Genomic DNA, 12,865 nt, shown 5'->3' on the forward strand with positions numbered 1-12,865 from the left:
ATGACCCGCCCGCCCCTGCTGATCGAAAGCCCGCAGAACCCGCAGTTCAAGCTGTGGGAATCGGCGCTGGAAAGCCGGGGGCTGAAAAAGAACGGCAAGTTCCTGCTGGCCGGGCTGAAGACGGTGCCGGAGGCCCTGCGCCATCATCCCGAGCGGTTCGAGCGTATCCTGTTCGCCGACCCGGCCCAGGTCGCGGGCTGGCGCCTGCCACCGGGGGTCGAGCCGGTCCAACTCGCCCCCGCCCTGTTCCGCGCGCTCGACCTGTCGGGCACCGGCTTTCCGTTGCTGGTCGGCGCGGTGCCGAAGATGCCGGCCATCGACCTCTCGCGGCCGCCCCAGGGGCTGGAACTGCTCTGCGCGCTGGGCGATCCCAGCAACCTCGGCGCCCTGCTGCGCAGCGCCGCCAGCTTCGGCGTGTCGCGCATCGTGCTGCTGGAGGGGGCGGCGCATCCCTTCCACCCCAAATGCCTGCGGGCGGCGTCGAACGCCCAGTTCGCGCTGACCCTGCTGCGCGGGCCGCGCTGGGCGGCGGTGAATGACGCGGCGGGACCGCTCTATGCGCTGGACGGCGGCGGCGCGGATCTGACGCGCTTCGACTGGCCGGCGGACATGCGGCTGATCCTGGGCGAGGAGGGCCAGGGCGTGCCGGCGGACTGCCCGGCGGCGCGGCTGTCGGTGCCGACCACCGGTGCCGTGGAGTCGCTCAACGCCACGGTGGCGGTCAGCGTGGCGCTGTTCGCGCGCTATGCGGCCGCGCGACGGTAGAGCCGCCCCCCTACCCCATCACCGACGCCAGCACCCGCGCCACCTGATCCGACCCGTAGGGCTTCCTCAGCACCGGCACGTCGGCGAACCGCTCCGGCATCGCGGCGGATTCGTCATAGCCGGTGGCGAACACGAAGGGGATCCCCAGCTCGCGCAGCCGCTCGGCCACCGGGGCCGAGGTTTCGCTGCCGAGATTGACTCCAGCACACCGACGACCGGCGGATCCTCGTCGATCAGGCGCAGGGCCTGGCGGACGCCGGCGGCGGTGTTGACCCGGCTGGCGTCGAGGCTCAGCAGCACATCCTCAGTCGCCATGGCGATGATCATGTTGTCCTCCAGCAACAGCACCGGGCCGCCGATGGAGAAGTCGGTCACGGACGGCGATGCGCCACGCCGGCCGCCGTCCGGCAGGCTGGCGGCGGCGGTGACGTAGCGGGCCGGGATCATGAAGCGCGCCCGCAGACCCGACGGCGCATAGCTCACCTCCGCCTCGCCCTGAAGATCATGGGGGAGCGAACGCTCGATCACCGTGGTGCCGAACCCGATGCGCGACGGCGCCTGGACCGGCGGGCCGCCATTCTCCCGCCAGTCGATCACCAGCCGCCCGTCCCCGTCGATCGACCAGCCGGCCTCGACCCAGCCGCCGCCGTCGCTGAGCGCGCCATATTTGGCCGAGTTGGTGGTCAGCTCATGCACCACCAGCGCGAAGACGGAAAAGGCCTGGGGCGCCAGCAGCACCTCCGGCCCGGACAGCCGTACCCGCTCACCGCCGGCGGACACGCCGCCGGCCGACAGATAGGCGCCGGTCTCCGCCGCGATCAGGGTGCGCAGCGACGCCGGCCCCCAGTTGTCGGCGGTGATCTGGTCATGGGCGCGGGCCAGCGCCTCGATGCGGCCGGCGACGATGGCGGCGAACTGCTGCAACGTCTCCGCCCCGCTCTCGCTCTGCCGCACCAGGGCGCGGACGAGGCCAAGGATGTTGCGGACGCGGTGGTTCAGTTCGGCGATCAGCAGCTCCTGCCGCTCGGTCGCCTCCCGGCGGGTGCGGCCGGCGACGTCGGCCAGCCGAAGCACCACCTCCAGCAGGGTCACCCGCAGGGATTCGGCGTTGCGCTCGTCCAGGTCGGTCCAGGGCTTGGACCGGCCGCGCACCGTCTCCTTCCAGGCCTCGAAGCTCTTGCGCGGAGCCAGGCGCGCGCCGTTGGGACCGGGCCGCGCCGGCTTGGTCGGATCGCCGCCCCAGGTGACGGTGCGGACCAGCTCCTTGCGGAAGAAGACCAGATAATCGCGCGGCGTGCGCGACACCGGAATCGCCAGCAGGCCGCAGGCCCGGTCGGCGAAGGCGCGGGCCGGCGGATGGACGGCCCCCAGCTCGTCGGTCAGATAGACCGTGCTGGGCGGCGTCCGTTGCAGGAAACGCATGATGCCGCGCGTCTCCTCCTCCGTCGGGGTCTCGCCCTCCAGATGCAGCTCGTCGTCGATGCGGCAGGCGAAACCGTCGCAACCGATCAGCGTCCGCAGCTCGGTCGCGACGGTGACCAGGCTGTCCAGCGGAGAATCACTGTCGGCCAGCATCGACATGATGCGGACATGGGTGCGGCGGGCTTGGGCCTCCTGCCGGCTTTCCTGCTCGCGCTCGCGTCCTTCCAGCATCAGGGAGACCATCTGGGCGAACAGCTCGGCGGTGGTCCGCCGCTCGAAGGACAGCGAGCGCGCCTGACGGTGGTGGCAGGCGAACAGGCCCCACAGCTTGCCGTGGCGCAGGATCGACACCGACAGCGAGGCGCCGACCCCCATGTTGCGCAGATATTCGACATGGATCGGCGACACGCTGCGCAGCAGGCTGAGCGACAGGTCCAGCGGCTGCCCGAGGGGATCCAGCGCCGGAATCACCGGAACCGGCGGCGCGTCCACATCGGCGATGCAGCGCAGCCAGTTGCGCTCATACAGGCGCCGGGCCTGCTGCGGAATGTCCGACGCCGGATAGCGCTGGCCGAGAAAGCTGCCGATGCCATGGACCGCCGATTCCGCGATCACCTCCCCCGCCCCGTCGGCGGCGAAGCGGTAGACCATCACCCGGTCGAACCCGGTCAGCACCCGCATCTGGCGCGCCGCCTCGCGGCAGAAGGCGTCGAAGCCGGACGCGCTCTGAACCCGGGCAATCATCGAGCGCAGCAGCGCCCCCGAATCCGCCGATCCCTGGTCCTCGCAGGGCTCCGCCTCGATCACGATGCTCGAACCGGACAGATACACCGCCACATCGCAGACAGGCGCGGCATCGGACAGCCGCAGGCCGAAGGCGCGCTCGACGCCGCCATTGATGTGGGCGACTTGCAGACGGCCCCGGATCAGGTGCAACGCCTCGTCGCGGAACAGGCGGGACAGCGGATGGCCGAGCAGCCCGTCCGGTTCCTGTCCCAGCCAGCCGCCGCTGTTGGCGGAGACATGGACGATGATCCAATCGGCCGTCACGGCGATCAGGAAACCGGTCGGCTGGATATGACCCAGCTGGTGAAGGGGCTCACGGTCGCAATCGGTGAGGTCGACTGACCCCGAAGGAACCGGACCCGTCATCGGGTGAAGACTTCGGACAAACGCGACCTCAAGCGCAAGCTGAACCGGCGGCGTTTTCCACGCTCTGCCAATGAATTTCGACAGAAATTTAGTGAGAGGATCCGATCATCGCAACGCTCCAAAATGGCTATTACTATACTCTTATTAAGGCAGGTTAACTTAACTTAGGATAAGATCGCACCATTTTTGCACATGTTTTGAACATCCAGCCTGTGATTCCACGAAAAATTCTGTGTTTTCCCATCAATCTCCCACAATCCGAAATAAGCGGCTGGACACGGGAATGGCGGCGGTCCTCCAAATCCGCAAGGCGCCCTTTCAATTCCGATGGGCTGCCCCGGACGACGCGATGACGGAGGATGCCGGCCGTTCCATCCACACAAGCGGGTTCCGCCATGACGCCCCCCTCCACCGCCGCCGTCGCCAGCGCTGACGACGCCCCCATCCGCATCCGCGAGGTCACGCTGCTGTCCGACGACTGGTATGTACTGAAGAAGACCGTCTTCGATTATCGCCGCCGCGACGGCAGCTGGCAGACCTTGAGCCGGGAGACCTATGACCGCGGCAATGGCGCCGCCCTGCTGCTGTATGATCCGACCCGCAACACCGTGCTGCTGACCCGGCAGTTCCGGTTTCCCGCCTATGTCAACGGCCATGCCGAACCGCTGCTGGAGGTGTGCGCCGGCCTGCTCGACGACCGCAGCCCGGAGGAGGCGATCCGGGCCGAGGCGGCCGAGGAACTGGGCGTGACCGTGGAGGCGCCGCGCCGGGTGTTCGACGCCTTCATGAGCCCCGGTTCGGTGACGGAGCGGCTGGCCTTCTTCGTCGCCGAATACCGCGCCGCCGACCGCAAGGAGGGTGGCGGCGTCGCCGAGGAGGGCGAGGATATCGAGGTGGTCGAGTTGACCTTCGCCGATGCCCTTGCCATGGTCGCCAGCGGGGCGATCCTGGACGGCAAGACCATCATGCTGTTGCAGCATGCCGCTCTCCACGGGTTGCTGGAGCGGTGACGGCGGCCGCCCGCCCCGCCGCAACGGAGCTGTCGGACGGGGCCTGGATGATCGATGACGGGGATCTGGACTGGGAGGACATCCGCGCCTTCCTGGCCACGGCGCGGAGCGGTAGCCTGACCGCCGCCGCCCAGCGCCTGCGGCTGAGCCCGGCCACCCTGGGCCGCCGGCTGAAACGGCTGGAGGATGCGCTGGGCGGCCCGCTGTTCGACAGGCTGCCCAACCGGCTGGAACCGACGGCGCTGGGCCGCGCCGTCCTGGACAACGCCGCCGCCATGGGCGACGCCGCCGCCGCCTTCGCCCGTTGCGCCGACCGGCTGGCCGCCACGGCGCAGCCGGTGCGGGTGACGGCGACAACCTCCGTCTCCGCCTTCCTCACCCTGCATCTGTCCGATCTGCTGGCGGAGACGGGGGCCGACCTGACCATTCTCAGCACCCGCAGCGCCCTGAACCTCGCCCAACGGGAGGCCGACATCGCCCTGCGGATGGACCGGGTGCCGGACGAGGGCGATCTGGTCACCCGCCGTCTCGGGCGATTCGGCTTCACCCTCTATGCGGCACGGGGGATGGGCGGCGACTGGTCGGGCCGCTGGAACGGCGCCCCCGTGGTCGGGCTGCCCGAGACCAGGCGGCGGCCATCGCAATCGGGATGGGTGGACGACACGGCAAGGGAGCGCGGCGCCCGGATCGTCGCCCGTCTCAGCGAATTGCCGATGCGGCTTGACGCCGTCCGCCGCGGCATCGGGCTGACCCTGCTGCCCTGCGTGCTCGGCGATGCCGACCCGGCCCTGGTCCGCGTCATCGATCCGCCGGCCGCCCTATGTGAGGATGTCCATCTGCTGGTCCACCGCGACCGGCGCGATGCGCCGGCCGTGGCCGCGGTGGTCGATGCCCTGGTGCGGTTGTTCCGCCGCCATGCCGAGGCGCTGGCGGGGGAGTGACCCTCAGCCCCGGCCGGCGATCAGGCTGTCGGCGGCGGCGCGGGCCTCGGCGGTGACGGTGGCGCCGGAGAGCATGCGGGCGATCTCCTCGCGCCGCTCATCGCCGTCCAGTTCGGCGACGCCGGTGGTGACCTGCTCGCCCGTCTGGGATTTCTGCACCTTCAGATGGACGGCGCCGCGCGCCGCCACCTGCGGGCTGTGGGTGACGACCAGCACCTGCAAGCCGTGCCCGAGCGTCTCCAGCCGCTCGCCCACCGCCGCGGCGACGGCGCCGCCGATGCCGGTGTCCACCTCGTCGAACACCAGCGTGCCGACTGTGGAGGTCTGGGCCAGCACCACCTTCAACGCCAGCATGAAGCGCGCCAACTCGCCGCCGGACGCGATCTTGTTCAGGGCGCCGGGCGGGGAGCCGGGGTTGGTCGCCACCTGGAAGGCGACGCGGTCGATGCCGGACGCGGTCCAGCCCGTCTCGTCGAGCGGTTCGACCAGCGTGCGGAACTTCGCCTTTTCCATCTTCAACGGCGCCAGTTCGGCGGCGACCGCCACGTCCAGCCGGCCGGCGGCCTCGCGGCGGGCGGCGCCCAGCGCCTCGGCGGCCTTGTGGAAGGCGGCGCGGGCCTGGTCGGCCTCCTTCGCCAGCTTGGCCAGCAGATCGCCCTGATCCTCGATCAACAGCAGGCGCCCGGCCATCTCCTCGCGCAGACCGGCCAGCGCATCGACGGCGACACCATGCTTGCGGGCTGCGGCGCGGAGCGCGAACAGCCGCTCCTCCAGCTTCTCCAGCGCGCGGGGATCCATGTCGACGCCGCTGGAGGCGGCCTGAAGGGCGGCGATCGCTTCCCCCGCCTCGGTCGCGGCACGGTCGAGGGCGGCGATCACCGGATCCAGCGTGCCGCCGGCCCGGTCGGCGATGCGGCTCAGCGTGCGGATGGCCGACGACAGGGCGCGCTCGACGCCGCGGTCGCCCGACAGTTCGGCATAGGCGGCGTTCATGCCGTCGACCAGCTTCTCCCGGTGCATCAGCACCGCGCGGGTCTCCGACAGTTCCTCCTCCTCGCCGGGCTTGGGGGCGAGCGCGTCCAGCTCGGCCACGGCGTGACGGAGATATTCCTCTTCGGAGCGGGCGCGGGCGATGTCGGCGGCGGCGGAATGGCGCGCATCCTCGACCTGCCTCCAGGCGCGATGGGCGGCGGCGACCTGCGCCGCCTGCGCCGCAAGCCCGGCATAGGCGTCGAGCACGCCGCGATGGGTCTGCGGGTTCAGCAGGCCATGGGTGTCGAACTGGCCATGCACCTCGACCAGTTCGGCGCCCAGACTCTTCAGCAGGCCGACGCCGACCGGTTGGTCGTTCACCCAGGCGCGGCTGCGTCCGTCGGTGTTGACGGTGCGGCGGATGACCAGGGCGCCGTCGCCGGAATCGGCGTCGAGCCCCTGCTCCTTGAGGATGGCGAAGGCCGGATGGTCGCCCGACAGCTCGAATTCCGCAGTGACGGCGGCCTGATCGGCACCATGGCGCACCAGACCGGACTCGGCGCGCGCGCCAAGGGCGAGACCGAGCGCGTCGAGCAGGATCGACTTGCCGGCGCCGGTCTCGCCGGTCAGGGCGCACAGGCCCTTGCGGAAGGACAGGCTCAGCCGCTCGATCAGGACGACGTCCCGGATCGTCAGCGACACGAGCATGGAGCGTCCTAGAACAGGGAGTTCCAGGCTCGGTTGAGCCACGACTTCTCGTTTCGCTCGGGACGCAGATTGGCGTCCACCAGCAGGGCGTAGCTGTCCGTGTACCATTCGCTGCCGGGGAAGTTGTGGCCGAGCACAGCCGCGGCGGCCTTCGCCTCGTCGGTCACGCCCAGCGCCAGATAGCACTCCACCAGCCGGTGCAGCGCCTCAGGCACATGGGACGTGGTCTGGTAATTTTCAACGACGACGCGGAAGCGGTTGATCGCGGCGGTATACTGACGCTGACGCAGGTAGAAGCGCCCGACCTCCATCTCCTTGCCGGCGAGATGGTCGTTGGTCAGGTCGATCTTCAGCTTGGCGTCGCGGGCGTATTTGCTGTCGGGGAAGCGGCGGACCACCTCCTGCAGGGCGTCGAGCGCCTGACGCGTCATCTTCTGATCGCGGCGCACGTCGGTGATCTGCTCATAATAGCTCAGCGCCCGCATATAGTAGGCGTAGTCGACATCCGGGCTGCCCGGATGAAGCTGGATGAAACGGTCGAGCGCCAGGATGGCGTCGTCGTATTTCAGATCCTGGTAATGGGCATAGGCGGCGAGAAGCTGCGCCTTGCTGGCCGAATCCGAATAGGGATGCTGGCGCTCCACCTCGTCGTAGAGCTTGGCGGCCTTCTTGAAAGCCTCATCCCGCATCGCCGCATCGGCTTCCGACAGGAGTTGGTCGGCCGGTCGTTCGACATACGCATCCTCCTTGGTGGAGGAGCAGGCGGACAGGGCGGCGGACAGGAGGATGGCCGTCAGCGGCAGGCGGTACGGGCGAGGAAGCATCGTCGTCTTGGGCGCTTTCGAAGTTGCCCCTGTATAGCACGCCGGGGTAAGGGCGCCGCAAGCGGTAACGCGGGGGTGGGCATGGTGATCGGCCAAGCCCCCTCCCCGGAGCGGGAGAGGGGGCCGACGGCGGAGGCACCCTTACCCGAACAGCGCGTCGATGTCGGCCTGGCTGATGTTGCCGCTCTCGGGGGTGGCTTCGGCCGGACCATGCAGGTCGAGGTTCTCGTCCTTCTTGGTGACGGACGGCGGCAGCGGCATCGCCTCGAACTCGCGCTTGTTCCACAGGCCCATCATCGCGTCGACGCGCTCCTCGATGAAGGACATGGCACGGACGACCTTGGTGATGCGCTGTCCGGTCAGATCCTGGAAGTTGCAGGCCTCGTAGATGCGGACGATGACGTCGACCATGTCGTTGACGCGGTCGTTGTGATAGCCCTCGGGCAGCGAGGACTTCAGCTCCGACACCACCTCTTCCAGTTCCTCGGCGCAGGCCATGATGGTGTTGGTGGCCGCCTCCGTCGCGGCGACGACGGCGCTCAGCTCCTGGCTGGCCTGTTCGAACTTGTCGTCGCCGGCCAGCGGGTGGCGGATGGCCGCCATCTCCACCTTGGTCGCCTTGATGCGACCGGAGATGTCGGCGATCTCCACCTGGATCTGGTCGATCTGCGCCGCGTCCATGGCCAGGAAACGGTCCAGCTTGGAACCGAGTTCGCTGACCGCCCGCAGCACCTCGGTATTGTCGGCCTGGACCACCTGGGTCGGCACCGGAAGGACGGCGGCGGCGGCGGCGGCGGCCCCGTCCTCGATCAGGGATTGAAACGGGTGCCCGGACTTACGGGCCTTCTGAAGCTCGGCCATGAAGGGCTTGGTCATCTGCTTCATCCTCGGTCCCGCCTCTCGGAAACGGCCGGCTCTGGCCTTGTGGTGGTGAGTGTCTGGTCTTGCGCGTGGTCTGTGGCGTCTGATGTGCTGTTGGACCGGCTGACCGCGCCCCATCCCGCCATCGGCGGGCAGGGCGGGTCAATCCGGGGAAACCGTAGCCCTGATCCCTTGGCGCCCCCAATCCTCGGGCGTCCCCGATCCCTGAGCGGTTCGGGCACGGCCGCGGACGGCCGCCTAGCCGAACAGGGCGTCGATGGCGGCCTGATCCAGCGGTGTCGGGGGCTCGGCCGCCGCGGGCGGCGGCGGGGGCGGTGCGGCAGGCTTGGCGGCGGCCTTGGCCTTGGGTGCGGCACCCGGCGGTTTCGGCACCGGCTTTTTGGCCGGCGGCGGCGCGGGCGCGGGGGCATCGAACATGCTGTCGATGTCGGACTGGCTGGCCTGAACCGGCGCGGCCGCCGGTGCCGGACTATCGAACATGCTGTCGATATCCGACTGGCTGGCCGTGACGGGCGCCGCGGGCGCGGGGGCATCGAACATGCTGTCGATGTCGGACTGGCTGGCCTGGACAGGCGCGGCCGGTGGGGGCGGGGGCGGCGGAGGAGGAGCGACCGGAGCCGGGGCCGGGCTGCTGAACATGCTGTCGACATCGGCCTGGCTGACACCGAGACCGTCCAGCTGCGGACCGTTCAGGAGATGGGCGTCGGGACGCTTGTCCGTCTGCTCCTCCTTCACGACGATGCCGGACAGCCCGTCCTCGCCCCAGATGCTGATCATCGCCATCACGCGCTGCTCGATGTAGCGGAGCGCGTTGACCACCTTGCTGGTGCGCTGGCCGGTCAGATCCTGGAAGGAGCAGGCGGTGAAGATGTCGTTCACCTGATTGTCGATGTCGCCGCAGATCGACGGATCGGCACCGCCGGCCCGCAGCTTGCCCGACAGCTCCATCAGCCGCTCGGCGGCGTTCAGGATCTCGAAGGACGCGCGCTCGGTCGAGATGACGATGGCGTCCAGCTCGTTGGTGGCGGACAGGATCTTGTCCCCGCCGCCATCGGGTGGCCGCAACGCCGCCACCTCCCGCCTCGCCTGTTCGATCGAGGCGGCCATCTCCATCAGCTCGCGGCGCAGGACGCCGACATGCTTGCCGGCCTCCACCGCCTCGTTCTGCCGGCTCCAGGAGTCGCGGAACTCCTGGAGCATGGCGCGCACCTCTTCCGTCGCGGCCCCGAGGGACCGCCGGTGTAGCCGCCGCAGGAACGCCCTGCCCTTCGCCGATCGGGCGATGGCGTCCTCGATCTGCTCGAATTCCTCATCGGACAGCTGCGGAAGCTGCTCCAAACCGGTCCACTCCCCAAACTGGATTCGCCAGCCGGCCCCAGAATCCGAACGATTTATCCGAACGCCCTATCCGAACGCCGGGCGGCCACCGCCGCCCTGCCGCCCGGTCCGGTCACCCGGACCCGATCGCCTGGACCGGATCAGCCGCCCCCACCATCAGCCATCCGGAAGATCAGCCGCCGATGACGGCCTGGATCTTCTGCTTCAGCGTGTCGGCGTTGAAGGGCTTGACGATGTAGTTGTTAACGCCGGCCTGCTTGGCGGCGATGACGTTCTCGGTCTTGCTCTCGGCGGTGACCATGATGAAGGGGGTCGCCGCCAGCTTCGCGTCGGCGCGGATTTCCTTCAGGAGCTGCAAGCCGGTCATCGGCTCCATGTTCCAGTCGGAGATGATGAGGCCGAACTTGCTCTCACGCAGCTTCGCCAGCGCCGAAACGCCGTCACCGGCCTCGTCGATGTCGGTGTAGCCGATCTGGGTCAACAGGTTCCGCACGATGCGCCGCATGGTGGCGTAATCATCGACGACGAGGATCTTCATCTAGACGTCTCCGCAATAATCCGTTGCCGGTGTCTGTCCGGCCGTTACGCCCACCCGGCGCGGGGGCTGCGCCGTAATCCGGGAAGTGATGTCGACTGTAGTGCCCTAACTGCCGCCAAAAGTCATCCCCTTGGGTCACATTGCGGCAGCCTGGTAAAGAACGTGTTACTACAATGGCAACATCTTATGAAATCAGGGGCGCTCCCCACCTCCGCCCCCGATCTGATGCGGGCGCCCCCGATCACAGGGAGGCCGTCGCCTTTTCCAGCCAGCGGCGGGCCGGCTCGTCAAGCAGCGGCGCCAGCGACTCGCGTACCCGCGCATGATAGGCGTCGACCCAGGCGGCCTCCGCCTCGCTCAGCAGCGCCCGCTCGATCAGGGAGCGGTCGATCGGAACCAGGGTCAGCGGCTCGAATTCCAGCATCGGGCGTTCGGCGCCGGCCAGTTCGCCCTCCGGCTCCACCGGCTGGACGACGACCAGATTCTCGATGCGGATGCCGTAGGCGCCGGTCTTGTAATAGCCGGGCTCGTTGGACAGGATCATGCCCGGTTGCAGGGCGACGGTGTTGCCGACCTTGGACACCCGCTGCGGCCCCTCATGCACCGACAGGAAGCTGCCGACGCCGTGGCCGGTGCCATGGTCATAGTCCAGCCCCGCCCGCCACAGCGGCAGCCGCGCCAGCGCGTCCAGCTGCGAGCCCGTCGTGCCGCGCGGAAAGCGGACGGTGGACAGCGCGATGTGGCCCTTCAGGACGCGGGTGAAGCGGTCGCGCCTCTCCGCCGCCGTCGCCGGGTCGAGCTCGCCGACCGCCAGCGTGCGGGTGACGTCGGTGGTGCCGTCCAGATACTGGGCGCCGCTGTCGAGCAGGAACAGGCTGCCCGGCTCCAGCCGGCGGTCGGTCTCCGGCGTGACCCGGTAATGGACGATGGCGCCGTTCGGCCCCGCCCCGGCGATGGTGTCGAAGCTGACGCCACGGAACCGCTCATTCTCCCGCCGGAAGGCCAGCAGCCGTTCCACCACCGCCAGCTCGGTCAGGGCGCCCGTCGGCGCCTCCCGCGAGAACCAGTGGAGGAAGCGGACCAGGGCCGCCCCGTCGCGGACATGGGCGGCGCGGGTGCCGGCCAGCTCCGCCGGGTTCTTGCAGGCCTTCGGCAAGGCGCAGGGGTCGCCGTCGCGCTCCACCCGGGCCCCGGCCAGATGCAGCCGGTCGGCGATCCAGGCCGAGGTGCAGGACGGATCGATGAGCACGCGGGCGGAGCCGCGGGCGACGGCGTCCAGCGCCGGGCCGAACTCGGCCACCGGCCGCACCCGCACCCGATCGCCGAGATGGGCGCGGGTCGGCGGCGCCAGCTTGCGCGGGTCGAGGAACAGCTCGACCGAGGCGTCGGCGGACAGGATGGCGAAGGACAGCGGCAGCGGCGTGCAGGGAACGTCGGCGCCACGGATGTTCAGCAGCCAGGCTATGCTGTCGGGCTGGGTCAGCACGGCGGCGGCGATGCCCTTCCTCCCCAGCTCGCCGGCCAGACGGGCCCGCTTGTCGGCGGAGCTTTCGCCGGCGAAGGCCTCGTCCTGCGGCAGCACCGGGGTGAGCGGAGCCGGCGGCTGGCCCCGCCACACCGAATCGAGCGGGTTGTCCTCGCAGGGCACCAGCAGGATGCCGGCGCGTTCCAGCGTGGCGCGGGTCTTCTCCACCCAGCCGATGGTGTGCAGCCAGGGATCGAAGCCGAAGCGCCCGCCTTCGGGCAGCGCCGCGACGATCCAGTCGGTCAGGGGATCCTCGACCAGATGCTTGTAGTCATAGAGGTCGGCCGGCACCTCGGCCCGCACCTGGAGGGTGTAGCGGCCGTCGACGAAGATCACGGCGCGGTCGGATGTCACCACCGCATTGCCGGCGGAGCCGGTGAAACCGGTCAGCCAGCCCAGCCGCTGCGCCCGCGGCGGCACATATTCGCCCTGATGCTCGTCGCCGCGCGGCACGATGAAGCCGTCGAGGTCGCGGCGCTTCAGGGCGGCGCGCAGATCGGCCAGCCGCTGCGCCGGGCCGGGCCGGGCCGGCGGCGCCTCGGCGGCCAGCAGCGCCTTCAGCGCCTGGAGCTGTTCGACAAGGGCGGACGGCAGCGCCTCCCCCACCAGCTCCGTCCAGGCCGCCGGCTCCTCCCCCTCGGGCGCGGCCAGCACGCCGGCCAGCAGGGCACGCACATCGGCGGGGGAGCGGCCGGTTCCGGCCTCGCTCAGCAGGGTCGCAAGGGCATCGTCGCCGCGATAGGCGGCGGTTGGAATCGCGCTGGGCACGGAGCCTGATCCTCGGAAGA

The 12,865-nt window shown here is 69.7% G+C and carries 10 protein-coding genes; 3 read left to right on the forward strand and 7 right to left on the reverse strand.

What is annotated here, in order from left to right; all coding sequences use genetic code 11:
• Nucleotides 1–765 carry a TrmH family RNA methyltransferase gene (locus AZL_RS10305; RefSeq protein WP_012974563.1) on the forward strand — a complete coding sequence of 255 codons (765 nt, stop codon included), beginning with the start codon at nucleotides 1–3 and terminating at the stop codon, nucleotides 763–765.
• Nucleotides 766–831: 66 nt separating this feature from the next.
• Here AZL_RS10305 and AZL_RS10310 read toward each other — a convergent pair whose 3' ends face one another.
• On the reverse strand, nucleotides 832–3,339 hold the full coding sequence (locus AZL_RS10310; protein ID WP_012974565.1) for an HWE histidine kinase domain-containing protein: 2,508 nt from the start codon (nucleotides 3,337–3,339) through the stop codon (nucleotides 832–834).
• 395 nt (nucleotides 3,340–3,734) lie between these two features.
• Between AZL_RS10310 and AZL_RS10315 the strand changes: the two genes are divergently transcribed.
• Both AZL_RS10315 and AZL_RS10320 read left to right on the forward strand, forming a co-directional pair.
• Nucleotides 3,735–4,349, forward strand: a complete 615-nt coding sequence (locus AZL_RS10315) for an NUDIX domain-containing protein (RefSeq protein ID WP_042442953.1) — start codon at nucleotides 3,735–3,737, stop codon at nucleotides 4,347–4,349.
• Nucleotides 4,346–5,290 carry a LysR family transcriptional regulator gene (locus tag AZL_RS10320; RefSeq protein ID WP_063828224.1) on the forward strand — a complete coding sequence of 315 codons (945 nt, stop codon included), beginning with the start codon at nucleotides 4,346–4,348 and terminating at the stop codon, nucleotides 5,288–5,290. The genes AZL_RS10315 and AZL_RS10320 overlap by 4 nt, the downstream gene beginning before the upstream one ends.
• Before the next feature lie 3 nt (nucleotides 5,291–5,293).
• On the opposite strand, the gene recN is transcribed toward AZL_RS10320, so the two are convergent.
• From recN to AZL_RS10350, 6 genes are all read right to left on the reverse strand, one after another.
• On the reverse strand, nucleotides 5,294–6,970 hold the full coding sequence (gene recN / locus AZL_RS10325) for a DNA repair protein RecN (protein WP_012974568.1): 1,677 nt from the start codon (nucleotides 6,968–6,970) through the stop codon (nucleotides 5,294–5,296).
• A gap of 8 nt (nucleotides 6,971–6,978) precedes the next feature.
• Nucleotides 6,979–7,794, reverse strand: coding sequence for an outer membrane protein assembly factor BamD (locus AZL_RS10330; RefSeq protein WP_012974569.1), 816 nt, complete (start codon nucleotides 7,792–7,794; stop codon nucleotides 6,979–6,981).
• 141 nt (nucleotides 7,795–7,935) lie between these two features.
• On the reverse strand, nucleotides 7,936–8,670 hold the full coding sequence (locus AZL_RS10335) for a protein phosphatase CheZ (protein ID WP_012974570.1): 735 nt from the start codon (nucleotides 8,668–8,670) through the stop codon (nucleotides 7,936–7,938).
• Between the two features lie 243 nt (nucleotides 8,671–8,913).
• Nucleotides 8,914–10,014 carry a protein phosphatase CheZ gene (locus AZL_RS10340; protein ID WP_042442958.1) on the reverse strand — a complete coding sequence of 367 codons (1,101 nt, stop codon included), beginning with the start codon at nucleotides 10,012–10,014 and terminating at the stop codon, nucleotides 8,914–8,916.
• Nucleotides 10,015–10,186: 172 nt separating this feature from the next.
• Nucleotides 10,187–10,552 carry a chemotaxis response regulator CheY gene (locus AZL_RS10345; RefSeq protein ID WP_012974572.1) on the reverse strand — a complete coding sequence of 122 codons (366 nt, stop codon included), beginning with the start codon at nucleotides 10,550–10,552 and terminating at the stop codon, nucleotides 10,187–10,189.
• A gap of 241 nt (nucleotides 10,553–10,793) precedes the next feature.
• Nucleotides 10,794–12,845: an aminopeptidase P family protein gene (locus tag AZL_RS10350; protein ID WP_052293658.1), complete on the reverse strand. Its 2,052-nt coding sequence runs from the start codon at nucleotides 12,843–12,845 to the stop codon at nucleotides 10,794–10,796.
• Between the last annotated feature and the right edge of the window lie 20 nt (nucleotides 12,846–12,865).

The organism is Azospirillum sp. B510, assembly GCF_000010725.1.
Taxonomy (GTDB): Bacteria; Pseudomonadota; Alphaproteobacteria; order Azospirillales; family Azospirillaceae; genus Azospirillum; species Azospirillum lipoferum_B.

Bases quoted from the DNA above. Each gene is read 5' to 3' on its own strand.
- AZL_RS10335 (WP_012974570.1), bottom strand. From the start codon at position 8,670: ATGACCAAGCCCTTCATGGCCGAGCTTCAGAAGGCCCGTAAGTCCGGG.
- AZL_RS10310 (WP_012974565.1), bottom strand. From the start codon at position 3,339: ATGACGGGTCCGGTTCCTTCGGGGTCAGTCGACCTCACCGATTGCGAC.
- AZL_RS10345 (WP_012974572.1), bottom strand. From the start codon at position 10,552: ATGAAGATCCTCGTCGTCGATGATTACGCCACCATGCGGCGCATCGTG.
- AZL_RS10330 (WP_012974569.1), bottom strand. From the start codon at position 7,794: ATGCTTCCTCGCCCGTACCGCCTGCCGCTGACGGCCATCCTCCTGTCC.
- AZL_RS10315 (WP_042442953.1), top strand. From the start codon at position 3,735: ATGACGCCCCCCTCCACCGCCGCCGTCGCCAGCGCTGACGACGCCCCC.
- AZL_RS10305 (WP_012974563.1), top strand. From the start codon at position 1: ATGACCCGCCCGCCCCTGCTGATCGAAAGCCCGCAGAACCCGCAGTTC.
- recN (WP_012974568.1), bottom strand. From the start codon at position 6,970: ATGCTCGTGTCGCTGACGATCCGGGACGTCGTCCTGATCGAGCGGCTG.